Consider the following 26111-nt stretch of genomic DNA (forward strand, 5'->3'; position numbering starts at 1 on the left):
TTCCCGGGGGAGGGACTACTTACTGCTGCGTTGCACCCGACGGTGAACTAGCATCTTTCGGTGCTGAGTCCAGGGCCGCTAAACTGTTCTGCATCAGGCTGACGTGGACGACGGTTCCGTGCACGCTTCCTGTGCTGGATTCATACTTCGCGTTCCCCATCGCAAGCTGATGGATGCGATACACGGGAACCTGATGTTCCGTCACCAGATACCGCACCACGGCGTTCGACATCCGCTGGGAGTTCTGGATACCAGTCTGGCCGGCAGCGCGCGAATACCCTTGCACTTCAAGGATGTAGCCCTGCTTGCCATTCAACTGGTTGGCAATTCCGTCCAGCGCTTCCTTGGCCTTGGCGTTGAGCGTGCTCTGGCCGGGGCGGAAGTGAATCTCCGTATCGGTCACCGACTGGTACTGATCCAGGTTGGAGACCGTGGTGTGAAGCTGATCGGTGCGAGTGCTGGCCTGCTGTGCCACCTGCTGCGCCTGTCCAGCGCGGGTGCCAGCTTCCGTCGCCTGTTGCGCGGCGGCATCGGCAGTGCTCTGAGCCTTGTGGATACCCTGCTGAGCCCGGCTATCGACATCCTTGATGTCATTGGCATTCTTGGCATTCAGCTGATCCAGCTCATTCAAGCGGTCCTTGACAGGGTTGAGCTGCCGATTCACCCACTTTTTGCGAGCGAAGGGGTTCATGTGGCCCCAGAATCCCTCGTTGGACTTCATCTCCAGAGGCTGGCCGGTTGCGTAGGTGCTTTTATCATCGGGATTCATCGTGCCAGTGGCCTGGCCATTGTTGGTCCCGGTTTGAACTTGCGCAGGTGGCGGTGTCGACGTTTGTGCAAGCGCTGGAACACCCAGCGCGCCAACCAGCAGCAGCACGGCAACAGTTTCGTGGTTCAGAATTGCACTCATTTTTGTGTTCATGCTTGTCCCGTCCCCATTCGCCCTCATCGAAATTGCACAGATGTGCTCCTCGATGATTCGCTTCGTACGCGCTCTATAAGTGCAAGTGGGGGACCAAACTGGCGGGGGATCGAACGAGGGATTGTTGTACTTTATTTTTGTGATACTTAGCCAGAGAGCTCCCCGTTTTCCACAGAAAGGTGAAAGCGCTTTCCACAGGGGTACAGAATACTTTTGGCCAGGATCGAGAAGTTTTTGCTCGATCCTGGGACACGCAACTGCGATTCAAATGCCACGAAGACTCCTGTTTTCCTCCGTTTACTTCCCCTGAACTTCAGTAATCCGAACCTCCGGATATTGCTGATTCCAATCCATCGTCACGTGGTCAAAGATAAGGCGGAATTCGCGCTGGTCGCCGGGCTTGATGGGCGCAGCACTCACCGACTGGGTATCGATGTATGGTTCCCGTGTGCGGATCAGGTTCATCGCCATCGTTTCCTTCTGCGACAGCTCTCCCATGTCATTGTGGAAGGCGATCTGGACGATGATTCCCGTTACGGTTCGGGAGCCGGTATTCGCGATCTGGCCATCGATGTACGTCACTTTGCCACCGGCAAAGTTGGAGGCCTCGCTCATCTGCAGATTAGTGATCGGCAGCGAGGCGGCATAGGGATCTGCGGGAGAGAGCGTGGCGCCGCTTACCTGCGGTCCCTTTTGGCGCCTGCCGGAAAAGACAACGAGTGCAGCCAGGCCGAGCAGGATGACTGTTCCGGCAATCACCCAGGGGACCCAGGAGGTCTGCGAGGTGCTCTTTGGGGAGCCGTCTGAACTGGAGAGGAAACCGGGGTCGTTCTTCTGGTTCGATTCCATAATGCTCGCGATTCTACAACGCCTGCCTGCGTGGTGCCGTCCCCAGCGGTAACCGGGAAGTTACATTGATGGAACCTTCAGCAACTATTCATGAAATGTTCAGAAATTTCGCCGCACCATCCATCAGGTCGGCAGCGTCTAAGCCGATAAGAGAGTCGGGATCTAAATGCAGTGCGTTTGCGTATTTCAACTTGAGAGAGGCAGAAGGTGAGGCCGAGTATGAAGCAGGCAAAGACTCCGACAAGGTGTTCCGGCGTGACACGCATGACCTCACCGCTGCCGGGTGATGGCGTACCGTCCCACAATCGTGCGTCCTTACAGAATGCCGACTGCGTCTACCAGATCGCAATCGTGGCCGCGGCTCTGCTCGTACTCATGTCGGTCTAAAGATTTCTCGTCTTTCGCTGAAGGCGCTTTTCTAAAGTGCGTCTGAGCCGGAACGAAACGCTCTCCGCAAAAAAAATTGTCAGCCGAAACGTGCCCGGCTGACCGACCGGCGGAAATCACCGCCTTGCATCTCGACGGTGACGCACATCTCCGCCAATCGCGAGCGCATGCGCTCCCCGATGCGATCTCCCAACGACTCCTCCCGCATGGCCCTGGCAGCCGCAGTGGTAGCGACCGCTCCCGGGGGCTGATCGGGATAGTTGGTGGTAATGATGGTGGTGCGCTTGTCGTTGTAGCGGGTGTTCAGGATCAGGGCAACCGTGTCCCAAACCCAGTCCGTGGGCTTCTGCGCACCAAGCTCATCCAGCAACAGGACCTCGGCCTTGAAGATCGGGTCCAGCACCTCTAACTCGGTCATCGCGACCTGCGGGTTGTAGGAGTGCTGAATCTCCTTGAGCAACTCTCGATAATCGCAAAACAGGCCCTGAACTCCCTTGATCGTTATCAGCGAATGCAGAATGCCGACCGCCAGATGCGTCTTGCCGACTCCGATTGAGCCAGTGATCAGGAGCCCTTTCCCCTCGGTTCCGGTGGGGTAATCCTCTACGAACTTCCGCGCCATCATGTGAGCCGCAGCAAGCGAGCGATTCGCCCCGGGAAAGGCCGAATCATAGCTGTCAATGGAACAGTGTTCGTAGCGCTTGGGAATCTTCGCCCTGGCCAGCAGACGGTTGCCGCGGCTGGTCACCTGGCACGAGCAAGTTTCCGCATAGCGTTCTCCGTCGTCGCGCGTAACCACGCGCATGCCGATACCGCCACAGATGGAGCAGGTTTTCGTCATAGATCTTCTACACAGTATCTCAGTTCTGCGGATTGTAAGACGGTGGGCCAGGCGAAAGGACGTGGCGATTTCACTTGCGTATTCTTTTCGAGGCTGTTTCTACTGCTTTTTCTTAGGCTGTTCCGCTGTTCTTTTTTCTTAAGCTGTTCCGCTGTTCTTTCTTCTTAGGCTTCCACTGCTCTTTCTTTAGGCCGCTTCCGATGCTCTCTGCTTCACCCGGCTGATCGTCTTGTCTTTGGCAGCCTCAGCCAAGTCAAAGCGATTCTGCAGATTGAGCCAAAACTGCGCCGAAATGCCGAAATACTTCGCCAGACGCAGGGCTGTATTGGCGGAAATGGATCGTTTCGCTCTCACGATGTCATTGATGCGTGGCACGGGTACATTGATCTCCTTCGCCAGGCGATAGGCTGTAAGGCCCATGGGCTGCATGAACTCATGTCGGAGAATCTCTCCTGGATGAACTGCAAATGTCTTATCCATCACTCTCTCCTGTCCCCTTGCCGCTTTGACTAGTGATAGTCCGCTATCTCAACTTCGTGCGCGTTCTTATCCCGCCATATAAAGCAAATGCGATATTGATCGTTGATGCGAATCGAGTGTTGACCTTCGCGATCGCCCTTTAACTTTTCCAGTCCATTCCCGGGCGGCACAAGCAATTCCGAAAGCTCGGACGCGGCATCCAGAATAGCCAATTTTCTGCTGGCTACTTCGCGAATGGAAGAAAATTTCCGGCTTTTTCCGGTCTTCCAGAGCAATTCTGTTTCGCGATCCCTGCAACCAACGATCATAGGCCGATCATAACGCTATACGTTAATAACGCAAAGCATTATCATACTGCGACATTAGCACCAGAGAGCGTAAGCCTGAAGACGGGGCAAAACATTGCCAAGCAGTGGAATGTCGCATAAAATGGGAAGATTGCAGGAAAGGTTTCATTCGAACATGCCTAAGCCAGGAATTCACCCGAGTTATAACCCGATTAAGGTCGTGTGTGCCTGTGGTTACACATTTGAGACCCGGTCGACCCACAAGGGCGACATCCACGTGGAAATCTGCTCGCACTGCCACCCCTACTTTACGGGAAAGCAGAAGCTGGTCGACACCGCCGGCCGAGTCGAGCGCTTCCGCCGGAAGTACGCCAAGTCCGATGCGGCCAAGTCCGATGCGGCCAAGGCCGCCAAGTAGTTTCGCGTCTTCCCGGATTTCGCGAGGAGGAGCCTCCGCAAGAGCGGAGGCTTTTCTGTCTGGCTTCTAGTCCGGGCAAGTAGCTCCTGACCGGAACGCAATCGCCGCGGAAAGCATCACCGCACTCTAGAGAAGCACCGCATGCAGAAACATTGGGACAATCCGTTGGAGCACACCATGCCCTCAGGAACGCGAGTACCCGCGGCCGTCGAGATTGGCGGCGTCCGGGTTGCTCCGGCTACGGTGCTCGCCCCTATGGCTGGGGTCACGGATACGGTCTTCCGGCGCTTTATCCGCAACGCCAGCGTCTTCACGGCGGAGGGCGCGGCCAAGACCCAGGACACGGCCCAGACGGAGGACGCTGCGGCGGTCGATGCACCGGTAACCAACCAGCAATCCGGCTGCGGGCTCATCATGACGGAGTTCACCTCCGCCGACGGGCTTTCGCGGATGCGGGAGACGAAGCGCAAGCGTTACCTCACTTTCTACGAAGATGAGCATCCCATCGCCGCACAGATCTTCGGGTCGAATCCGGAAACGCTCGCCGAAGCCGCGCGTATTGTGGAGGCGACGGGCTTTGACATGGTGGACCTGAACCTGGGCTGCCCGGCCAAGCGTGTCGTCAACTGCAATGGGGGCAGCGGCCTGCTGCGTGATCTTCCGCTAATCGGGAAGATTTTTGAGGCGGTGCGGGCTGCGGTCACGATTCCCTTCACCGTCAAATTCCGCATGGGCTGGAATGACAACCAAATTGTCTGCGTAGATCTTGCGCGGCTGGCGGAGCGGAGCGGGCTGAACGCCGTCTCTCTGCATGCCCGCACGCGCGAACAGGGCTATGCCGGGCAGGCGCGCTGGGAGTACATCGCGGCGGTAAAGGATGCGGTGCGCATTCCCGTGGTGGGCAATGGCGATATCCGCACGCCGGAGGACGCCTGCGCGATGGTGGCCAGGACTGGCTGCGATGCCGTGATGATTGGCCGTGCCGCACCGTCGAACCCATGGATCTTTCGCCAGATTGCGCAATACACCGCGCTCGGACGCTACGATCAGCCGACCAATCAGGATCGCTACCGCATGATCCGTAGCTACTTCCAGATGTTGCTGGACGAAGGCCATGTGGAGGAGACCGCGGGCAAGATGAAGCAGTTTGCCACATGGTTTACCCATGGCGTGGTGGGCGGCGCTGCGCTGCGCAAGGCAATCTACGAATCGAAGACGGGCGAGACGGTGCTCGAAGTGGTGGACCGCTTTTTCGCCGGGCATGAAGACGCGGGGAATGGAGACGAGAGCCGTGTTCCGCAGGAGTTCCTCGCGGGAGACCCCTACCCCTTCCGCGATACCACCGCGCTGACCTGCGGCGACTGATCGAGCTCGAGCTGAGGGGAGCGGTCCCCCGTCGGCAGCCATCCCTATCTGTCGATACGCCCTACCGTGTTGCAGAGCCGCCATGCTTGCGGAAGACTACGGTACGCCGCTCGCGCCAATGCTCGGCGAGCGCGACGATGGTCCACTCCACCTCCGGCGCAAGATACTGGAGCACCACCTCGTTGGCCGGATGAATCCGCAAGGCAGGCACGACAAAACAGAGCAGCGGCGGGGCGGCGGAGATTGCCGGCTGCGATTGCGGCATCGCGTCTGCAGCGATGAAGTAGCCATTGCGTTCCAAGTCGCCGATGCCTCCCTGTTCCCGCCCCTGCTGGTTCAGCCAACGCACGCGCAGCCAGTAGTCCAACCCTTGCAGGGGCAGATGCAGATCTTCTTCCGCCTTGAGCTCGATCACCAACAGGCGCCCGTTTCTATCCGCCGAAAGCAGATCGAGCATGCCGCGGTCGCCTCGCGCAAAAGCAGGCACCTGCGTGTACAGAAACTGCCCCTGAATGCCGGGGAGAATCTCGCCGAGCGAATCCTTCAATACGGACTCCATCCACCGCTCTGGCTGCAGGCGATAGAGAGGATCGCGGGTGCTGCCTCCCGGCCGTCGGCTGGCGGAGAGGCGTTGGAGCAGATCGACGAACAGGGATTCGTTCTCCTCATTTAACGGCGTCTCATTCGCGCCCGCGCCGAAGGTCAACTGCTCCTCGCGCGCAAAGGAGTTGCCGCTGAAGTCTTGCCGCGCCCGGGCAAACTCCAGCCCATGCAATAGAAATGCCACCTCCGTCGGACTCCTTGGCTGCACCTGCACGCGGCCCCTCATATCGCCGGGGAGCAGCGCAAGCAGCCGCGCCACGGATTCGCGGCAGCGCTCGAGCGCCGCATCGGGGCGGAAGGCGTGCGTCATGCGCATCTGCAGGTTGCCGTCGTGGAGCTCGACCGGAGTGAGTGCTTCCCGCTGCTCGTCCAGCTCAAATAGCTCCCATTGAGCCATTGCAAAATTGAGGGCCGCCATGCGCGAGCGCGTCAGTTCCGCGCTTCCAGCGGGAACGATGACCTTTACGCCTTGGATGAGACGGCGGCTGCCGCCATGCTCCCGGCAATAGGCAAGCCACAGGATGCCGAGTGTGAGCACGCCATCGATAGTGGCCTGCGACTCTCCCGCGTTGACGCCGATGACCGCGAATGCGGTGGTTCCGCGCAGCAGGTAGCCACGCGCGTACGCCGGACCGAAGCTGTGCTCCAGATCCGCTGCCGTGCGCATGCCATCCACTTTGAAATCAGGAAAACTGCGTCCCAGCACGCGCTCCAGCAGGCGCAGATACCGGGTTCTGGCGGCGTTACGGGTAGAAGGGGTGCGCTGGTCGCGATCCGCTGCCAGTTGCAGGGTTTGCGGGCGTGTCTGGCCAAATCGCGTGGTCGAGAGGCGCAGCATTCCTTTGCGCGGCTCCAGCCCGACGATGGTGCGCACCAGGTTGCGCTCGTCCGACCACAGGTGCAGCGTACAGCGCCCATGCTCCGCCGAGAGCGAGTAGCGAGCCGTCCGCATGTCAAAGAGCAGGCGGCCATCTTCATACAAGGCCGCGCCGGGATGCTCGGCCAAAAATTGCTCGAGTGACCGCGCAAGCTCCGCGGGAGAGGCGTCTGTCTTTACCGGAGGCATGGCTTTGATCATCGAAGCAAGCCGCTGCCAATGCAAGTGTTTTGCAGGCGGGCGCGGCGAGCCGGGCGAACCAGCTGGCCGCGCTGTACCAGATTGCGTCTAGAGGTCTACCAGTGATTGCGCTTGCGCAGTTCGGTGATGTGAGCCGTGTGATGGCGGCTGTGCCACGCGTAGATGGCTACGCCTTGCTCCAGCGTCTGCCGGCCATTCTCCGGATGGACAAACCCGCGTTCGAAATCCGCATCTTTCAGCGAATCCAGCAGGAGGGTCCAGCGGGCATGGAGGCCATCGAGGAGCTCCAGCGACAACGCAACCGGCGCGGTATGCGCATCCGCGAGCTGCGCCCATTTGGCCTCGTCATAGGCGTAGATCGTCGGCCAATCCTGCGTAAGCGCCTGGCGGAAACGCGAGTAGGCGTTCAAGTGGCTGTCGGCGAGGTGGTGCACCGTCTGCAGAACTGTCCATCCACCGTCGCGGTAGGGAGTGGCGAGCTGCGCATCGCTGAGGCCGGATACGGCTTCGCGCAGGGCGGAGGGCAGGGCGCGCAGAGTTGCGATCGATGCCGGGCGCTGGGCCGGATCAATTGTGGACTTCTGAAATTTTCCAATGGGATAACGAAGGGAGTCGAGGACGTCGGTGCTCATGCGAAAAAGGTAGCACGATGCGGAGCAAAAAGTCGCCGCGTCCGGTCCTCTCAGCATTCTCAGCTAAAAACGGAGCCCGCCGCTGCGATCGAGGCACCAGAAAAACAGCGAACTCCGCTTCTAGAAAGATTTATGGACGCGCGAAGGCTACTGCGCCGGCTGCTGGGCAGCTACCTGGGCGTGTTGACGGTGATGGTGACGATGGTGATGCGTTTTAGCGAATGCGGACGACGAAACGAGCAACACGAGTGCGAACAGCAACATCTTTTTCATACTTCAAGCGTAACAAGAAAACCCGCACCTGTAGCGTTGAATTCCACGCGGTGAATCTGAACGTGCAATGTCTCCGGCGCCGGTTTACCGCTTGGCCCGGCAACGTCTAGAATCAAAGCTCGCGCGGCGCCAAAGACATGCCCGGATCGCGAAGGGTGCCCATGACAGCTCCGATAATCGACCAAAAGCAATTCTTCTATAGCAAGTTTGGACTCACGGAAGCGCTGCTGGAGCGCTGTCTGGGGGAGGCGCTCTCTGCCGGTGGAGACTACGCGGATCTTTATTTTGAGTCGGTTGCGGCAACTTCGATCGGCGTGGATGAGTCCCTGGTCAAGTCTGCCAGCCAGGGCGTAAGCGCAGGGTGCGGCGTGCGGGTCGTCTCTGGCGAGCGCACCGGATATGCTTACACCGACGATCTCTCCGCCGATCGCCTGCTGCGCGCCGCGCGAACAGCGGCGCTTATCGCCAGTGGCCCGGCAAAGCAGATTGTCAGCGGCTTCAACGAAACAAAGAAACCGGATCTGTACCCCATTCCCGCGATCGAGATGGACGTGGATCTGGCCGCGCGGCTGGACCTGGTGATGCGCGCCGACCACGCAGCACGCGCTTACGATCCCCGCATTGTTCAGGTCCGCGCGAGCTATGCGGAGGAGCTGCGGCGCATCCTCGTCGCGGCCTCCGACGGCACCTTTGCCAGCGACGTGCAGCCCATGGCGCGCTTGAATGTATTCGTGATCGCCAAGGATGGCGACCGCACCACTCGCGGCAGCGCAGGCGGCGGCGGACGCGTCGAGATCGACTTCTTCCAGACCGAAAAGACGCCAGAGCATTTTGCGAAGGAGGCCGCGCGGCAGGCTATTCTGCAACTCAACGCAGTGGCGGCTCCCGCCGGAGAGATGCAGGTGGTGCTTGGTCCGGGCTGGCCGGGGGTGCTGCTGCATGAGGCGGTAGGCCACGGCCTCGAAGCCGACTTCAACCGCAAGAAAACCTCCGCGTTTGCCGGGCTGATCGGGCAGAAGGTGGCCAGCGACAAGGTGACGGTCGTGGACAACGGAACGCTGCCCTCACGCCGCGGATCGCTGAACGTGGACGATGAAGGCTCGCCCACGCAGGAGACGGTGCTGATTGAAAACGGCACCCTGCGCGGGTACATCAGCGACAAGCTTTCGTCGCGGTTGATGGGCCTTCCGGATACCGGCAACGGGCGCCGCGAGAGCTATCAGCACATCCCCATGCCACGCATGACGAATACCTACATGCTTGCGGGCGACGACAGCCCGGAGGACATTATTCGCAGCGTCAAGCGTGGCCTCTACGCGAGGAATTTCGGCGGCGGCCAGGTGGATATCACCAACGGAAAGTTTGTCTTCTCCGCATCGGAAGCTTATTTGATTGAAGATGGCAGAATCACGGCTCCAGTGCGCGACGCGACGCTGATTGGCAGCGGCCCTGAGGCGCTGAAGTACGTTTCGATGGTAGGCAACGATCTCGAGCTCGACGAAGGTATCGGCACCTGCGGCAAGGATGGACAGAGCGTTCCGGTCGGCGTGGGCATGCCTACGATCAAGCTGGACAAGATGACGGTGGGTGGAACAGGCAACTGAATATCTCGCTCCTAGAGAGATGAACCAATGCCGACGGTCATTTCCATCACGGAAAAACGCGATCTCGAATGGCGCATCAAGCTGATGCTGTGCGAGGGGCTCCACTGCGATGCAGATGAGATCGACCCTGGCTATCGCCTGAAGGCCGATCTCGACATGGAGGGCGATCGCGCCGCGCGGTTCTTCAAGGACTATGGCAATGAGTTTCACGTTGACCTGACGGAACTATGGGCGAACTGGTTCTTTTACTTCCGCCGGGAACGGATCGAGCTCAGCAAGGGAACCAGGCTGGCGATGGCCGTGGCGGCCAGTGCTGGCCTGCTGGAGTGGGCCATGTTTCCCCACTTTTCCGCGCTGATGGGATTTGTAACCGTCTTTGGTATTTTTATCGTAATCTTCGCAGCGGTAAAGATTGCCCTGCGCATGAGCCCGCCGCCGGAGAAGCCCGGCATGCAGGAAATTACCGTAGCCCAGCTGGTACAGGCTGCGAAAGATGGCAAATGGAGCGTTCCAGAGGAGATTCGAGAGTGGGTATCGAAGCACGAGCCAAGTCGTCCGTTGATCTGAAGCAACTCGCCGCCGACGTCGTCGCGCAGGCCATGAAGGCCGGTGCGACAGATGCCGAGGTCGTAGTGGCTGAGGGTGATGAGTTCTCGACCGCCGTGCGCATGGGACAGGTCGAATCCCTGAAGGAGTCCGGCTCTCGCGGCATGGGGCTGCGCGTTTTCGCGGGACAGCGCACGGCGAGCACCAGCACCAGCGACTTTTCTCCCGCAGGCATCGCACATCTTGTCTCTGGAGCGATCTCGCTGTCGCGTGTGACCTCGGAAGACCCGTTTGCCGGCATGCCCGAAGATGGTGCTTACGGGATGCTCTCTGGCGATCTTGGCCTGTTCTACGAGGACGTTTACTCCCTCCCCACCGAGGAGCGCATCGCCTATGCCCGGCGCGCCGAAGACGCGGCCATGGCGGCAGATGTCCGCATCCAGAACAGCGACGGCGGCAGCTTCGATGCGGCGATGGGATACAAGGTTCTGGCGAACTCGCGCGGCTTTCTCGGCGAGAATCGCAGCTCCTACTGTTCGGTTTCCGCCTCTCCTATCGCGCAGGATCAAGAAGGCGGCATGCAGCGCGATTCCTGGTACTCGGTCGCGCGCACACTGGCTAAGCTGGAGTCGCCGGAATCGGTTGGAATCGAAGCGGCGCGGCGCACGATCCGCCGCCTCAATGGACGTCGCGTGCCTACGCAGCGGGTTCCCGTTGTGTTTTCCCCGGAGATGGCGCGGTCGCTGATCGGCAACATCTTCGAGGCCGCGAATGGCGACAGCATCTATCGCGGCGCTTCATTTTTTACCGGGAAGCTGGGGGAAAAGGTGGCCGCCGAGTCGATCAACGTCATCGACGATGGCACCATACCGGGAGGCTTCGGCACCTCTCCCTTTGACGGCGAGGGCCTGCCGACTCGGCGCACCGTAGTCGTCGAGAATGGCGTTCTACGCAACTACCTGCTGAACACCTACACCGCTCGCAAACTGAACATGCAGAGCACGGGGAACGCCTCGCGAGGCCTTGCGGGCAATCCCGGCATTGGCCCCGGAAACCTGTTTCTCAAGCCTGGCAACCTGACCCCCGAAGCGCTTCTCCAGGACGTAAAATCCGGCCTGTATATCACGGAGCTCATGGGTTTTGGGGTGAACATGGTGACCGGCGACTACTCCCGCGGCGCAACCGGATTGTGGATCGAAAACGGCGAGCTGACCTACGCGGTAGAAGAGATCACGATTGCCGGGAACCTCAAGGATATGTTCCAGAATATCTCTGCGATTGCGAACGACCTGGTCTTTCGCGGCTCCGTCGCCTCGCCCACCCTACGGATCGAGGGCATGACCATCGCCGGAGCGTAAACGATAGCGCCGCGGGCTAGCGTCTTGCAGATGCCAGCCTTCCACGGGAACCAGTAGAATTGGCTGGTGCTGGAGCACTCCATTCCGTTTTCTGCCGCTGATGCCAGAGGCAGCCTCGCTGCGCTGCCCGAGGATGCGGGCGTCTTCGCTCTCTTCGCCGCCGATCCTGCCGCGGAGCCTTACCTTAGCAAGGCTACAAACCTTCGTCGCAGGCTGATGCGCTTCCTGTCGCCGCAGCCGGGCCAATCCCGGCGGCTGCAGCTTGCAGGGATGGTTGCCCGCATCGAGTACACTCCTACCGGATCCGATCTGGAGTCGCAGCTTGTGCTCTACCGCGCATCGGTCGCCGCGTTCGGAGATCGGGCGAGCAAGAAGCTACACCTCCGGGCTCCAGCCTTTCTGCGCATGGCGATGCAGAATGCTTACCCTCGGGTCTACGTAACTACGAAAGTTACGAAATCAGCGGAAGACTCGCTGTTCGGGCCGTTCCCTTCCAGATTTGCCGCGGAACGCTTTGGCGAGGAGGCGTTGAATCTCTTTCTGCTGCGGCGATGCCACGAGGACCTAAACCCTGACCCTGCGTTTCCAGGCTGCGCCTACTCCGAGATGAAGATGTGCCTTGCACCCTGCTTCAAAGGCTGCACCGACGAGCGTTATGCCGAGGAGGTAGCGGCAGTTCGGCAATTCCTCGCCACACGCGGCAGCAGTCTCCTAAAGCAGTTGGAGGCGGAGCGGAACCGTGCATCCGAGGCTCTGGAGTTTGAGCGGGCCGCGCAGATCCACGCGCGTATGCAGAAGGTGGAGGCTGTCGCAGGGCTGGCCTCGGAGATCGTACGACCGCTCTCCGAGTTGCATGCAGTCATCCTGCAGCCCTCGGCAGAACCTCTGCAGGTAGCAGTCTTCCGGGTCAGGAAGGGATTGCTGTCCGGTCCGGCGCTTTATTCCACAATTGGCATGCGGCACCCCAATGAACAATCCGGCTCCTCGTCTCTCTTCGCTCATCCGGCGGCGATCCAGCCTGTGCCGCTGGATGAGGGACTGCAGAACGCAGGAGAGCCGTCGGCCTCCGTCGTTACGGCGTCGCGCGATGTTCTGGAGCAGAGGCTGGACGACGTCCTCCGCGAACTGGAGGCCTCTGGCGAGCGGGAGGCGAAGCGTGCCCGGCAGGAGACGCTGGCCGCCCACCTCAGCCTGCTTACCCGCTGGTACTACCGCCCCGCGGCGCGCCGGGTGGGGGAGATCTACTTCGCAGGCGAGGACGGCGTCTTTCCGCGCAAAGCGATTCTCCGCGGAATTTCCCGGGTCTTCCGCACTGGAAGGCACACTCCGGAGAGCGGCAAAACGCAGGCCGCGGACTCAAGTCCGTCCCCTCTAACTGGTACACTGGACTCGTCTGAAAAAGGCGCACATTCGGCGTTCCATAACGAGATCAAGCTTGGCACTCCTATAGATAGCGGATTAAAACATGGTTGAACTTGCTCCATCCATCCTTTCTGCAGATTTCTCCCGCCTGGCCGAGGAGATTGAAGCCGCCGAGCGCGGCGGCGGAACTGTCGTTCACGTGGACATCATGGATGGACACTTCGTGCCCAACATCACCCTGGGTCCCCCGGTGGTCAAATCGCTGCGCAAGGTGACAAAACTCCCGCTGGACTGCCATCTGATGATTGAAAACGCCGATGAATTCATTCCGGCGTTCGCCGATGCGGGAGCGAACTGGGTCAGCGTTCACTATGAGGCCTGCCGCCATCTCCATCGAACGCTGGAACTTATCGCGCAGCACGGCATGCGGCCAGCGGTGGTCGTCAATCCTGCTACCCGCGTCGATCTGCTGATCGACATCCTGCCTATCGTGCATCACGTTCTGGTGATGAGCGTGAATCCGGGCTTTGGCGGGCAGAGTTTTATTCCGTTTTCGCTGGATAAGATCCGGCGGCTGCACGAACTTCGACGCGAACTGGGTCTGGGTTATAGGATTGAAGTGGACGGAGGCGTTGCTCACGACACCATCGCCCAGGTGGTCCAGGCAGGAGCAGATCTGCTGGTTGCCGGAAACGCGGTCTTCGGCCATGGCCACCCGGAAAAGCATGCACGCGAATTGCTCCAGGCTGCACGCATCGCAGCCGGGGAAGTGGCATAGGAAACACCCCGCCGCGAAGCCGGAAAGAAGCAGCGGGCCGGAAGCACGATCACCGGCATGGGAATTGAGCAGCGTTTCAAATTTTGAGGTGTTATGAATCGGTTTCTTTCACGTATATCGGTCGCTTGCCTGCTGGCAGCTTTTGCCGTCTCGGCTCAAGCCGGCAACCCTCTCAAGCACGAATCCAAGAACACAAAGAGAAAGATCAACCGCTCCAACCCTCTGGCCGATGTGAAGTCGAAGCAGCCTGACAAGGAGCTGTTCGACAAGGCAATGGTTGCGATGAAGAAGGGCCGCTACGATGTTTGCCGGCTGGACCTGCAGACCCTTCTGAACACCTATCCCGAGTCGGAGTACCAGATGCGGGCGAAACTGGCCGTCGGCGATAGCTGGCTGAAGGAGGGAGGCACCGCCGCCCTGACCCAGGCCGAATCCGAATACAAGGACTTCATTACCTTCTTCCCCAACCAGCCGGAAGCGGCCGAAGCGCAGATGAAGGTCGCCGACATCTACTACATGCAGATGGAGAAGCCGGACCGTGATTTCAACAACACGTTGAAGGCCGAGCAGGAATACCGGCAGATGATCCAGCAGTTCCCGGACTCCACGCTGGTGCCGCGAGCCAAGCAACGGCTGCGCGAGGTGCAGGAGGTTCTGGCCGAGCGTGAGTTCCAGATCGGCAGCTACTACGCAACGCGCGAGAACTATGCTGGCGCGATTGCCCGTCTGCAAACCGTGGTGGATACCTATCCCCTGTACAGCCACAGCGACATGGCTCTGCTGACCTTGGGAGACGCGTATGCCGCTGAAGCCACCTTCGCAAAGAAGATCAACATTCCTCCCGCGGCCAAGGAACGGCTGACATCGATCTACAATGATCGCGCTGCGGATGCCTACAGCAAGGTCGTGACCCGCTACCCCATGGCGCCGCACGTTGAGGATGCCAAGGAACGGCTGATCGCGCTCAACAAGGCTGTACCGGAGCCGACGCCGGAAGCTCTCGCTGAAAACGAAGCCGAGATGCAGAGCCTGATCAACATCAAGCTCAAGGATCGCGCCATGCTGCTGATCAAGCATGGCCCCTCCACCATCCAGGCCTCCCGTGTTGGCGAACCTTCCATGGCGGATGCCAAGCGCACGATCGCTCCGGATGTGAGCAAAGAAACCATCGCGGTCTTCAACTCGGCTATGGGCAAACAGACCACCGCCGACGCACAGGCCGCAACACCGGAGGCAGTAACGAATGGAACTGCCCCGCCGCGCACTGGCGACACTGGCGCGGTGAAGCTTGAAGACGTACCGGAAGGCAACAGCGTGGGAGCCACCATCGTCTCTGCTCCAGCCAGCGGAAGCATTCCGGCAGAGGCGCAACCGGCTTCCGGTGAGCCCGCTGCTGCCGCGCCCGCCAACAATGGCCTGAAGGCCGTCGGCCCTACGGACACAACCGCTCTGCCCCCGGTAGAGAAGCCCGCAGAAACCGCTGACCAGGTAAACGACGTCAAGAACGCGGGTGGTGCCCAGGTAGCGACGGGAACAACCAGCAAGAAGGCGCAGAAGCCGAGCTTCGACTCCAGCCAGGATTCTTCGAGCAAGCACAAGAAAAAGAAGGGTCTGGACAAGCTGAACCCGTTCTAACCCGCACGCATAGATCCAATGGAAAAGCCGTCTTCGGACGGCTTTTCCATTGCACGCCGATTCCCAGCCCGGTGGTTTGGCTGTGCTATCGTGAAGAGTACTTCGTCGAAAAAAAGTATGTCCCACGACCTGCCGAAAGCATACGATCCCACCGCAATTGAAGACCGCTGGGCCGAGTACTGGGTGAAGGAGCGGCTGTTTGACCAGCCTACCCCCAAGCCCGGTGCTCACGCCGCGTCTGCGAAGCGTAATTTCACCATTCTGCTGCCTCCTCCGAACGTTACAGGCCGCCTGCACATGGGCCACATGCTCAACCAGACGGAGATGGACATCCTGACCCGCTGGCACCGCATGCTGGGCGACAGAACCCTCTGGGTCCCCGGAACCGATCACGCCGGCATCGCCACGCAGATGATGGTGGAGCGGCAACTGGCCAGCGAAGGCACCAGCCGCGAAGGACTTGGCCGGGAAGCCTTTGTCGAGCGCGTCTGGGAGTGGAAGCGCCACTACGGCGGCGCGATTCTCGACCAGATGAAGCGTCTTGGAGCCAGTGTCGATTGGTCGCGCGAATACTTCACGATGGACGACCATCTCTCGGTCGCTGTGAAGGAGGCCTTCGTTCGCCTCTACGAACAGGGATTGATCTACCGCGGCGCCTACATTGTGAACTGGTGCCCGCGATGCCAGACTGCTCTCTCCGACCTTGAAGTGGTGCACGAAGAGCAGCAGGGCAAGCTTTGGAAGATACGCTATACCGTCGTGGGGGACCCCACCACCTCGCTCACCATTGCCACCACGCGTCCGGAGACCATGCTGGGCGATGTAGCCGTCGCCGTGCATCCCGAGGATGAGCGCTATCTTCACCTGCATGGCAAGCAACTGGTGCTGCCGCTGACGGGCAGGGAGATTCCCGTCATCACCGATGACTGGGTAAGCCGCGACTTCGGCACCGGAGCGGTGAAGGTAACCCCGGCGCACGACCCCAACGACTTCGCGATTGGCGAGCGCCATGGTCTGCCCTCCATCAACGTGATGGATGAGACCGGCCACATGAACAGCGCAGCCGGAGACTACGCAGGACTGGATCGTTATGAGGCCCGCAAGCGCATCCTGCAGCAGTTGGAGGCTCAGGGGCTTCTCGTTTCGGTGAAGGACCACGTCAACGCGGTTGGCAAGTGTGACCGCTGCAAGACGGTAGTGGAACCACGGCTGTCGCTGCAGTGGTTCATCAAGATTCAGCCGCTCGCCGATAAGGCCATCGAGGCCGTCGAGAAGGGGTACATCAAGTTCACCCCGGAGCAGTACTCCAAGACCTACTTCGAGTGGATGCGCAATATTCATGACTGGTGCATCTCGCGCCAGCTATGGTGGGGACATCGCATCCCGGCGTGGCACTGCCTTATCTGTCACAAGATCACCGTGGCGCGCGACGTGCCCACGGCGTGCGTTCACTGCGGCAGCGACACGCTGGAGCAGGAAACAGACGTTCTGGATACCTGGTTCTCCTCCGGGCTGCTGCCCTTCTCCGTCTTTGGCTGGCCGGAGCACACGACGGACCTGGATACCTTCTATCCCACGCAGCTCCTGGTAACCGGATTCGACATTCTCTTCTTCTGGGTGGCACGCATGATCATGCTGGGTTGCCACTTCATGCTGGAGATGCCAATGCCGGATGGCTCGCCGCGCAAACTGCAGGACTCGGTGCCCTTCCGCGAGGTCTATATTCACGCGTTGGTTCGCGATGCCGACCGGCAGAAGATGTCCAAGACCAAGGGCAACGTAATTGACCCAATCGAGATTGTGAGCCGCTTCGGCACGGATGCGGTGCGCTTCACCCTGGCCGCAATGGCGTCGCCGGGAACCGACATCGCCTTCAGCGAAGCGCGCACCGAGGGCTACCGCGCCTTTGCCAACAAGATCTGGAACGCGGCGCGCTTCCTGTTCATGAACGTCGACCGCGCGGCCGAGGCCGGCATCGTTGTCGATCCTCGTACGCTGCCTTCCGAGCCCGTCGCCGCGCCCGATGCTCCGCTGGAGGTACGCTGGATCGTCTCCCGGCTGAACCACACCGCCGGCGAAATCGACGAAGCACTGCGCGAGTATCGCTTCCACGAAGCCGCCAATCTGGTCTACAGCTTTTTCTGGGGAGACCTCTGCGACTGGTATCTCGAAGTAGCCAAGCTTCGGCTGGACTTCAGCGAATCGGCGGATCCAACGGCAACGCATGCCGCAATGGTGACTCTGCTGGGCGTCTTTGAATCCGCGCTGCGTATGCTCTCGCCCTTCATGCCCTTCCTGACAGAGGAGTTGTGGCATGCCATCTATGACGGCGCTCCACCGCTGAAGTCGATCGCGCTCGCGCACTTTCCAGTAGCCAATGCGGCATCGATCGACGACCGCGCAGAGCAGGAGATGCGCTGCTTGCAGGATCTGATCGTCGCGGTGCGCGATTTGCGCAAGAAGGCAGAGGTGGAAGAGAAGGCCGCCATCCCGCTGCGCATACGCACCTCAGCGGCGAATCAGGCGTCCTTCATCAAGAATCAGGCCATTCTCGAACGGCTTGCACGCGTCTCTACTGTCGAGTTCACTGCTGGATTGCCCGAAGGCGCAGGCGTGCGCAGCACTCCGGACTTTGACGTCGCCATCGTCTACGAAAAGCAGATCGATGTTGCCGCGGAGGCTGCCCGCCTCACCAAAGATCTCGCGCAATACGAAAAGGAAATAGCAAACGCGGAGCGTCAGTTGGGGAACGAAGGCTTTCTGGGCAAGGCGCCTGCGCACGTCATCGAGGGGATCCGGAAACGCCACGGCGAGTTGGAAATACTTATCCGCAAGGCTCGAACTGCCCTGGATGCGCTGCCAGACGCATCGAGAATTTAGGCGCACACGCCGGGAGACGATATGGATTGGAATAGCAAGCGAGTGGAAGCACTGCTGCAACAGGCACTGGTGGAAGACAAGGCAACCAGCGATGCGACCACCGAGCTCACCATCGACCCTCACATGCGCGCCTCCGCCACGGTGCTGGCAAAGCAGGAGTGCGTCCTTTCCGGCCTGGGATGTATCCCGCGCTTCCTGACAATTTTTGCCAAGCTCGACAAGCAGCCTGCGTCACGGTTTGAAGTCATCAGCCACCCGGAGATCTTTGACGGCGTGCGACTGCGCAAGGGCCAGGCCATCGCCGTCATCCGCCACAATGCGCGCGTCCTGCTGGCCTGCGAGCGGGTCATCCTGAACCTGATGCAGCGCATGAGCGGCATTGCGACGCTTACCCGCAGATATGTAGACGAACTCTCCGGCACCAACACCAAGCTGCTCGACACCCGCAAAACCGTTCCCGGCATGCGCGTGCTGGATAAGTACGCCGTCCTCTGCGGCGGCGGCGTCAATCATCGGCTCGATCTTTCCGATGGAGTCCTGATCAAGAACAACCACATCTCCCTCGGCGGCGGATTGGAACAGGTGCTCGTCCGGGCGCTTGCCAAACGCAAACCGGGGCAGCAGATCGAGGTTGAGGTGAGGACCTTCGAGGAGCTCGAACTGGCCATCAAGTGCGGCGCCGACTCCCTGCTGGTCGATAACATGACGCCAGCGCAGGTGAAGAAGGCCGTCAAGATGGTGCGCAGCCAAGGGCTGACGATTCCCATCGAGGCCTCCGGCGGAATTCAACTGGAAAATATCCGCAAGTATGCCCTGGCAGGCGTGGATTATATTTCGGTTGGCGCGCTCACCCACTCCGCACCGGCAGTAGACCTGAGCATGAAGATCACGGCGGAGATTTACTAGGGTCTGTGAACCGGATCCAGCCGCAAACCATGGCCGATACCCTCAACATCTCCGCCCTGAACCAGGCATTGGTTGGCACCCCCTTCGCCGGCCATCTGCGGCACTTCGCCAGTCTCCCTTCGACCAACTCCCTTGCGATGCAGGAGGCGGGGTCCGGTGCGCCGCATGGCTCCGTGTACCTGGCCGACGAACAGACCGCCGGACGCGGGCGCGGAGACCATGACTGGCACTCCGAGCCTGGTTCGGGGATTTACCTCAGCGTGCTTCTCCGGCCTGCCATCGCTCCGGCCGACGTGTTGTGGCTTTCGCTCGCCGCCGGCCTCGCGGTTTCCTCTGCAATTCGCCAGGTTACGACGCTCGAGCCCGATCTGCGCTGGCCAAACGATCTGCTTTTTGGTTCGCGCAAATTCTGCGGGATCCTCACCGAGCTCCATGCCGAGGTCACGCGCGTACACCACGCGGTCATCGGCATCGGTATCAATGTGCATCAGGAGGCATTCCGCGGCGAGCTCCGGCACACCGCGACATCGCTCAGGATCGAGAGCGGCCGCGAATGGCCGAGGCAGGAGATTGTCGCTGCTTTGCTACAATCGCTCCATCGCGAGACCGTCGCGCTCACCTCGTCTGCAACAGCCGCAGACGCCGCCGCCCGAATTCCAGAGCGAGTAGAAAAAATCTCTTCCTGGATTCGCGGAAAGAGGGTGACGGTGGACGAGGCGGAGGGTTTCTCCGGCGTGACCGAGGGACTCGACCCACGCGGCTTTCTTCTCGTTCGAACCAGCGATGGCCTTCGCACTGTGCTTTCTGGTAGCGTGCGAGAAGCCAAATCCAATTCTTTCCGGTGAGAGCAGTGCTGCTGACTATTGACGTTGGAAATTCGAATACCGTGCTGGCGCTGTTCACCCTGTCGCCCGATGCACCGGCAGCGGTGGCCGCCCACTGGCGCATCACCACGCATAAGACCCAGACGGCGGATGAGTATGGAGTGCTGTTTCTGAATCTCTTTGCAATGCAGGGGATCAAGGCCGCCGAGGTCACGAACATCATCATCGCCTCAGTGGTCCCGCCGGTTGAGTCCACGCTGCGCCGCGTCTGCGAGCGTTACTTCAAGCTCAAACCAATGTTCGTAGAGCCTGGCATCAAGACCGGCATGCCCATCCTGGTCGATAATCCCGCCGAACTGGGAGCCGACCGGCTGGTGAATGGCGTCGCTGCGTTTGCCCGCTTCGGCGGTCCCTGTGTGGTCGTGGACTTCGGTACTGCGACCACCTTCGATGTGATCTCCGCCAAGGGAGAATACTGCGGCGGAGTGATTGCGCCGGGGCTGGGAATCTCCGCCGATGCCCTCTTCTCGCGTGCCGCGCGGCTGGCTCGCGTCGACGTGCGGAAGCCTCCAAAGGTCATCGGCACCAACACCATGGTCAATATTCAAAGCGGCCTGTACTACGGATACATCGGGCTGGTCGATGGCATCCTCGAGCATATCGCTGCGGAACTCGGCGAGCAGCCCAAGGTTGTGGCAACCGGCGGGCTGGCAAAGCTGATTGTGAACGATTCCAAGTACATCTGCGAAATCGACGATATGCTGACGATGGATGGCCTGCGGATCATCTATGAGCGCAATCGCCCCACGCGCCACCGCCCGCACCCCGCGGAAATGGAAAAGCACCAGAGTTGAAAAATTATTTCAACTACTTCACCGAGATCGAGGAGCACTTCCAGCGCCGCCGGGGGACTCTGCTGATGCTCTCCACTCTGGACTGGGCGCTGATTGAGACATGGCGCGAGGCTGGCATCCCGCTCGAAGCAGTGCTGCGCGGCATTGACGCGGCCTTCGACAAATACGATGCGCGCAAGACTCACGCCAGAGTAAGGCGCGTCAATGGGCTGGGCTATTGCACGCAGGAGGTGATGACCGCGGTGGAAGACATGAAGGAGGCTTCCACCGGCACTGCGTCAGCACGCACAGAAACAGCCGCTCCCGGCTTTGAACAGGAGAGGATCGCGGCGCATCTCGATTTGTGCTCGCAGCAGTTACAAAAAGCGCCGGTAATCGAATCCTGCGCCACGGCCATCGCCGAGCTCGCACTTCGGCTGTCTGCGCTTGCGGTGGAAGTGCGGGCCAAAGAGCCGCAGATCGAAGAATTGGAGCGCACCCTGACCGTGATGGAAGAAAAAATGTTTGCCGTTCTGGTAGCTACCGCAGCCGAGGCGGAGATGACCAGCCTGCGCGAACAGGCTGCACGCGAGCTTGCGCCCTATCGAAGCCGCATGCAGGCGCTACAGATCCGCCAGGTAGAACAACAGTTCCTTCACAAAAAGCTGCTGGAGAAATATCGACTCCCGCGGCTCAGCCTTTTCTACATGAGCCAGGCATGAAGCTCCACATCGACAAGGCGGTATACGGCGGAGCGGGACTTGGCCGCGTGAGCGACGAGAGCGATCCGCTCTTTGGCAAGACCGTTTTCGTTCCCTATACGCTGCCGGGAGAGACGGTGGATCTGCACATCCGCGAAGACAAGCGCAGCTTTGCCAACGGCGAGCTGGATGCAGTGCTGGAAGCGTCCGCGATGCGCACCTCTCCCGTTTGCCCCTACTTTGCAAACTGCGGCGGATGCCACTATCAGCATGCCGCTTACCCTGGCCAGTTGGAGATGAAGCAGGCGATCCTGCGCGAAACGCTGGAGCGCGCACGCCTCAAGAACCTGCCGGAGATCTCCCCGGTCGCAGCCGAGCCGTGGGCGTATCGCAACCGCATCCGGCTGCTGGTGGAACAGTCTCCCGTCTTCGCGCTCTGTTATCGCAGGCGCAACTCGCATGCCGCATTGCCGGTTACGCAATGCCCCATCGCTGCGCCGCTGCTGCAGCAGGCCATCGCCATCGTGACCAGGCTTGGCTCCGCCTGCGGCCTTGCCGAATTGTGCCAGGAGATCGAGTTCTTCACCAACGCCGAGCAAGACACTCTCCTGATTTCGCTGCTGTCGACGCGCACCCCGCGGAATGCAGCCTCGCGGATGGAGCACGCGTGCTCCCTGCTGGCCGGGGAACTTCCTGAACTGAAAGGCGCAGCGCTGTTTGCCCACGGAGATGAGGACAATCAAGGACAGATCCTGGCGCGCTGGGGTGATCCAGCGCTGCTGTACCGTGCTGCCGGTTCGGACTATCGCGTCAGCCTGGGGTCGTTCTTTCAGGTCAATCGCTTCCTCATCGATCCTCTCGCGGCGCTGGTGACTGATAAACGCACAGGTGCCCTCGCATGGGATCTCTACGCGGGCGTCGGGCTCTTTGCCCGCGCGCTCAGCGGAGCCTTTGAGCGAGTGGTTGCTGTCGAATCCGCGCCGTTCTCTTCCGGCGATCTCTCGCACAACCTGCAGGGCACTCCGCATCGTGCTCTGCGGCTCACGACGCGCGATTTCCTGCGCCAGCAGACCCGCGGCAGAGCGGCTTCGCCGGATCTGGTGGTTGTGGATCCGCCAAGGAGCGGCCTCGGCAACGAGGTGGCATCGCTGCTGGCAAAGGCCGCCCCGCGCGAGATCGTGTACGTCTCCTGCGACCCCGCGACACTCTCGCGCGACCTGAACACGCTGGTACAATCGGGCTACCACCTCCGCCAAATTCACATGGTCGATCTGTTTCCGCAGACCTTCCACATGGAATCGATTGTTGTGCTCTCCCGCAGCTAGGAGCGCCGGCGTGAGGTAAGGGGCCTATGTCGACGTTCCACGCCTCTCCGCCGAATGTCGAAGCGCCGGTGGCGCACACGCCTCTCCGCGCCGCGGAAGAGACGCTCTCGTTCCACTCTGCTCCTGTCTTTTTCGCTGCATGCCTCTTTGCATCCGGCATCCTGCTCGGGCACATGCGCTGGCAACAGATGGCTCTGCTGGTTGCCGCGCTGGGGCTGGCTCTGGGAGCGACCTGGCTTGCCGTGTGGCGAGCTCCGAGGCCTGCCATTGCGCCCATAGCCGTCGTATGGCTGGCGCTGGGAATCCTCTGTTTGCAGATTCAGCCATGGCCCGACGCGCAAACGCCGCTGGTATCGATGGCGGATGGCCTGCGGCTCAAGGTGGAAGGCGAAGTTGTCCGCTCCGGGCCAATCCTCAGTGAGCAGGTCCAGGGGACCTACAACAGTGAAGCTGCGCCGGAGCGTTCCCAGCAGGTGGATCTACATCTCCGCCGCATCGAACACGTTACGGCGGAAGCGGATGAGATGATTCCGATCGACGGCGGCTTGCGGCTCAAGGTCTACTCCCCGGGGGATGCACCCTTCGACGCCATCCAATGTGGAGACAGCGTTACGGTGACTTTGATTCCGCATGAACCGCAGCGCTACATCGACCCCGGCGTCTGGAACGGCCAGCAATACCTGCGCGAGCAAGGCATCGGCGTGCTCGGCTCGGCACAGCGCGAGATGCTCACGGCTACTCCGGCGCGCCTCAATCGGCGCGAAGCACTCGCCTGCTGGCTCAAAAAGATCCAGACCAACGCCAGCGCGCGTCTGATGCACTTTGTCGAAGAACCGCGAATCCCGGCTTTTGTGCCCGCCGCGCTGCGCCTCAGCCGGGAGGATGCTGCGATGCTCGCCGCGATGGTCACCGGAGATCGCACTTACCTCGCGCACGAGGTTCGCGTCGGCTTTGAACGAACCGGCTCTTTCCATCTGCTCGTAGTCTCCGGGCTGCATCTCGCAGTTGTCGCCGGACTGGTCTTCTGGCTCGCCCGCAGATTGCGACTGACGCGCCTGTGGGCCACGCTGGCTACCATCGGAGTGTCCTTTCTCTACGCGCAGCTTACGGGCTTCGGCCAGCCGGTGCAGCGTTCCTTTTGGATGGTCACGCTCTTTCTCATCGGGCGCCTCCTCTTCCGCCAGCGCAGCCCGCTGAATGCAATCGGCTTTGCGACGCTGTGCCTGCTCGCCTGGAATCCGCGTTCGCTCTTCGACGCCGGCTTCCAGATGACGCTGCTCTCGGTGCTCTCCATAGCAGGATTGGCCGCACCGCTGGCAGAGAAGAGTTTTGCGCCCTACCTCCGGGCTACCCGCGACCTCAACGTCCTCGCTCTCGACTCCGCATTGCCACCCCGCATCGCACAGTTTCGCGTCAGCCTGCGGCTGCTGCTTTCCAAGCTGCGCCCGCTGATCGGCAGGCGGCTCTCCGAGATCCTGCTGGTCGGCGGACTGCAGTTCTGGCTCCGTGTCCTGGAGCTGCTGCTGGTCTCCCTTATCGTCGAGCTGGTCATGTCCTTGCCCATGGCCGTCTACTTCCACCGCATCACGCTCCTGGCGCTCCCGGTCAACTTCCTCATCGTGCCGTTTGTGGGAGTCCTGCTGCCGGCCGCGCTCCTGACCTTCGCCGTCATCCTGCTCGCTCCGGCGGCTGCGTTTCTGCCGGCTGCGGCTACCGCCGCGCTGCTGCACGCTGTGGTCTGGCTGGTCCATACCTTTGCATCACTGCGCGGCGGTGACTTTCGCATCCCCGGTCCAGGGCCTGCCGCGATTTTCTGCTTCGTCCTGCTGCTGGGCTTTGCCCTGTGGAGCGTGCGCCAGTCCCGTGGGTGGGCAATCGCCGGATGTGTTGCCCTGGCGCTGGCCGGTTACGCCTCGGTTCGTCCACGGCCAATCGAGCGCCAGCCGGGCGCAATGGAGGTGGAGGCCATCGACGTCGGCCAGGGAGACGCGCTGCTGCTGATTTCTCCCGCTGGAAAGACCCTTTTGGTAGATGCCGGCGGCTTTGGCGGAAGGCCCAATGCCGTCCACAACTTCGATATTGGAGAAGAGGTCGTGTCCCAGGCGCTGTGGGCACGCGGCATACGCCGCCTGGACGCAGTAGCCCTGACGCATGCTCACGGCGACCACATGGGAGGCATGCCTGCCATCCTGAGAAATTTTCGTCCCGGCGAATTGTGGATCGGGAAGAATCCCGCCTCAACCGCCTACGATGCGCTATTGAAGGAGGCTCGCGAAATGGGCATCGCAATCCGCCAGCACACGGCGGGAGAGCGCTTCGACTTCGGCGGTGCGCAGGTCGCGGTGCTGGCTCCCGAACCGGATTATCATCCCGGCCCCACCGCCGCCAACAATGATTCCCTGGTTCTTCATTTTGTCTATGGACGCACGTCGGTGCTGCTGGAGGGCGACGCCGAGAACGCCAGCGAAGCTCGCATGTCGGGCAGCCCTGAGCTGTCCAGCACGCTGCTCAAGGTGGGACATCATGGCAGCCTCACCTCCACCGGAGCAGCTTTTCTACAGGCGGTAGCACCCCGCTTCGCCATCGTTTCCGCAGGACGTCACAACACCTACGGACACCCCCGCGAAGAGACGCTCGAAAAGCTTCAGGACGCTCATGTATTGACCTATCGCACAGATACCATGGGCGCTACCGATTTTCAGCTTGATGGCACGCAGGTTACGGCGAGGGTGTTGGCCTCGCCCCGGTGATCTGCTCGCATCGAACCTTTCATGGGAGTTTTGCATGGAAGCTTTCGATGGAACCTGGATAGGAAACCCAACCTCTTTTCTTCTCGCGGCATCCTTTCGCTGGTGCCGTGCAGCCGTTGTAAGATGCGCATACGCGGAAGCGCCGCCGGGAGGTACTCGTTGATGGGATCAAGCGAAATGGACAATACAGGCCACGCCGCCAACGAAAACTCACGCGCGGAGGCGCAGACTCCGGAAGAGCTGGTCGAAGAGCGCCGCAAGCTTCGCCGCCTGCAACTGATGATGGATATGGTCCTCTCCGTTCTGAGCCAGGACGCCAGCCTGACGATTGACGAGGCAGCGGAGATGGTCGCGGACAGCCGCCGTGCGGCGCTCGCCATGTTTCCAGACAAGGAGCTGGCGTATGACCTGATCTATAAGCCCCGGCTGCAACGGCTGATGCGGGAGCGATTCCGCATCCAGTAGTGCCGCTGC

The 26111-nt window shown here is 60.8% G+C and carries 24 protein-coding genes; 17 read left to right on the plus strand and 7 right to left on the minus strand.

The features are described 5' to 3' along the window. Nucleotides 1-19: 19 nt before the first annotated feature. Together VM554_07790 and VM554_07795 are read right to left on the minus strand one after the other, a co-directional pair. Complete coding sequence (locus VM554_07790; protein ID HVJ08271.1) at nt 20-910, minus strand: OmpA family protein; 891 nt, start codon at nt 908-910, stop codon at nt 20-22. Nucleotides 911-1219: 309 nt separating this feature from the next. Beyond that, nucleotides 1220-1771: a DUF2393 family protein gene (locus tag VM554_07795; protein ID HVJ08272.1), complete on the minus strand. Its 552-nt coding sequence runs from the start codon at nt 1769-1771 to the stop codon at nt 1220-1222. Between the two features lie 219 nt (nt 1772-1990). Between VM554_07795 and VM554_07800 the strand changes: the two genes are divergently transcribed. After that, complete coding sequence (locus tag VM554_07800) at nt 1991-2158, plus strand: hypothetical protein (GenBank protein HVJ08273.1); 168 nt, start codon at nt 1991-1993, stop codon at nt 2156-2158. Between the two features lie 79 nt (nt 2159-2237). On the opposite strand, the gene VM554_07805 is transcribed toward VM554_07800, so the two are convergent. The 3 genes from VM554_07805 to VM554_07815 all read right to left on the minus strand — a co-directional run bounded on the left by VM554_07805 (nt 2238) and on the right by VM554_07815 (nt 3787). Next, nucleotides 2238-2999 carry an ATP-binding protein gene (locus tag VM554_07805; GenBank protein ID HVJ08274.1) on the minus strand — a complete coding sequence of 254 codons (762 nt, stop codon included), beginning with the start codon at nt 2997-2999 and terminating at the stop codon, nt 2238-2240. A gap of 186 nt (nt 3000-3185) precedes the next feature. After that, nucleotides 3186-3479: a HigA family addiction module antitoxin gene (locus VM554_07810; protein ID HVJ08275.1), complete on the minus strand. Its 294-nt coding sequence runs from the start codon at nt 3477-3479 to the stop codon at nt 3186-3188. Between the two features lie 29 nt (nt 3480-3508). Further along, on the minus strand, nt 3509-3787 hold the full coding sequence (locus tag VM554_07815; GenBank protein ID HVJ08276.1) for a type II toxin-antitoxin system RelE/ParE family toxin: 279 nt from the start codon (nt 3785-3787) through the stop codon (nt 3509-3511). Between the two features lie 154 nt (nt 3788-3941). Here VM554_07815 and rpmE point away from each other — a divergent pair, with 154 nt between their 5' ends. Together rpmE and dusB are read left to right on the plus strand one after the other, a co-directional pair. Beyond that, complete coding sequence (rpmE, locus tag VM554_07820; protein ID HVJ08277.1) at nt 3942-4184, plus strand: 50S ribosomal protein L31; 243 nt, start codon at nt 3942-3944, stop codon at nt 4182-4184. Between the two features lie 141 nt (nt 4185-4325). Then, the gene (gene dusB, locus VM554_07825) at nt 4326-5549 is read left to right on the plus strand and encodes a tRNA dihydrouridine synthase DusB (GenBank protein ID HVJ08278.1); all 1224 of its coding nucleotides are present in this window, start codon (nt 4326-4328) and stop codon (nt 5547-5549) included. Nucleotides 5550-5610: 61 nt separating this feature from the next. On the opposite strand, the gene VM554_07830 is transcribed toward dusB, so the two are convergent. Then, complete coding sequence (locus VM554_07830) at nt 5611-7230, minus strand: hypothetical protein (protein HVJ08279.1); 1620 nt, start codon at nt 7228-7230, stop codon at nt 5611-5613. 95 nt (nt 7231-7325) lie between these two features. Continuing rightward, complete coding sequence (bstA, locus tag VM554_07835) at nt 7326-7862, minus strand: bacillithiol transferase BstA (protein HVJ08280.1); 537 nt, start codon at nt 7860-7862, stop codon at nt 7326-7328. A gap of 434 nt (nt 7863-8296) precedes the next feature. Here bstA and tldD point away from each other — a divergent pair, with 434 nt between their 5' ends. From tldD to VM554_07905, 14 genes are all read left to right on the plus strand, one after another. Continuing rightward, complete coding sequence (gene tldD / locus VM554_07840) at nt 8297-9739, plus strand: metalloprotease TldD (GenBank protein HVJ08281.1); 1443 nt, start codon at nt 8297-8299, stop codon at nt 9737-9739. 27 nt (nt 9740-9766) lie between these two features. Next, complete coding sequence (locus tag VM554_07845; protein ID HVJ08282.1) at nt 9767-10306, plus strand: hypothetical protein; 540 nt, start codon at nt 9767-9769, stop codon at nt 10304-10306. Then, on the plus strand, nt 10267-11643 hold the full coding sequence (locus VM554_07850) for a TldD/PmbA family protein (protein HVJ08283.1): 1377 nt from the start codon (nt 10267-10269) through the stop codon (nt 11641-11643). Before VM554_07845 ends, VM554_07850 begins: the two co-directional genes overlap by 40 nt. A gap of 66 nt (nt 11644-11709) precedes the next feature. Beyond that, the gene (locus VM554_07855) at nt 11710-13116 is read left to right on the plus strand and encodes a UvrB/UvrC motif-containing protein (protein ID HVJ08284.1); all 1407 of its coding nucleotides are present in this window, start codon (nt 11710-11712) and stop codon (nt 13114-13116) included. Then, on the plus strand, nt 13109-13783 hold the full coding sequence (gene rpe, locus VM554_07860; protein ID HVJ08285.1) for a ribulose-phosphate 3-epimerase: 675 nt from the start codon (nt 13109-13111) through the stop codon (nt 13781-13783). The genes VM554_07855 and rpe overlap by 8 nt, the downstream gene beginning before the upstream one ends. Nucleotides 13784-13876: 93 nt before the next feature. Further along, nucleotides 13877-15418, plus strand: coding sequence for an outer membrane protein assembly factor BamD (gene bamD / locus VM554_07865; GenBank protein ID HVJ08286.1), 1542 nt, complete (start codon nt 13877-13879; stop codon nt 15416-15418). A gap of 117 nt (nt 15419-15535) precedes the next feature. Then, a complete protein-coding gene (locus VM554_07870) occupies nt 15536-18298 on the plus strand; it encodes a valine--tRNA ligase (protein ID HVJ08287.1) in 2763 nt (920 codons plus the stop codon). A gap of 21 nt (nt 18299-18319) precedes the next feature. Further along, nucleotides 18320-19204, plus strand: coding sequence for a carboxylating nicotinate-nucleotide diphosphorylase (gene nadC / locus VM554_07875; GenBank protein HVJ08288.1), 885 nt, complete (start codon nt 18320-18322; stop codon nt 19202-19204). 29 nt (nt 19205-19233) lie between these two features. Then, entirely contained in the window at nt 19234-20049 is an 816-nt protein-coding gene (locus tag VM554_07880) for a biotin--[acetyl-CoA-carboxylase] ligase (GenBank protein ID HVJ08289.1), read from the plus strand. Nucleotides 20050-20054: 5 nt separating this feature from the next. Continuing rightward, nucleotides 20055-20882: a type III pantothenate kinase gene (locus tag VM554_07885; GenBank protein HVJ08290.1), complete on the plus strand. Its 828-nt coding sequence runs from the start codon at nt 20055-20057 to the stop codon at nt 20880-20882. Next, nucleotides 20879-21583 carry a hypothetical protein gene (locus tag VM554_07890; protein ID HVJ08291.1) on the plus strand — a complete coding sequence of 235 codons (705 nt, stop codon included), beginning with the start codon at nt 20879-20881 and terminating at the stop codon, nt 21581-21583. The genes VM554_07885 and VM554_07890 overlap by 4 nt, the downstream gene beginning before the upstream one ends. Beyond that, on the plus strand, nt 21580-22887 hold the full coding sequence (gene rlmD / locus VM554_07895; GenBank protein HVJ08292.1) for a 23S rRNA (uracil(1939)-C(5))-methyltransferase RlmD: 1308 nt from the start codon (nt 21580-21582) through the stop codon (nt 22885-22887). The genes VM554_07890 and rlmD overlap by 4 nt, the downstream gene beginning before the upstream one ends. A gap of 26 nt (nt 22888-22913) precedes the next feature. Continuing rightward, a complete protein-coding gene (locus VM554_07900) occupies nt 22914-25637 on the plus strand; it encodes a ComEC/Rec2 family competence protein (GenBank protein ID HVJ08293.1) in 2724 nt (907 codons plus the stop codon). Nucleotides 25638-25799: 162 nt separating this feature from the next. Then, nucleotides 25800-26102: a hypothetical protein gene (locus VM554_07905; GenBank protein ID HVJ08294.1), complete on the plus strand. Its 303-nt coding sequence runs from the start codon at nt 25800-25802 to the stop codon at nt 26100-26102. The last annotated feature ends 9 nt before the right edge of the window (nt 26103-26111 follow it).

This window comes from Acidisarcina sp., from assembly GCA_035539175.1.
In the GTDB taxonomy this organism is placed as follows: Bacteria; Acidobacteriota; Terriglobia; order Terriglobales; family Acidobacteriaceae; genus JANXZS01.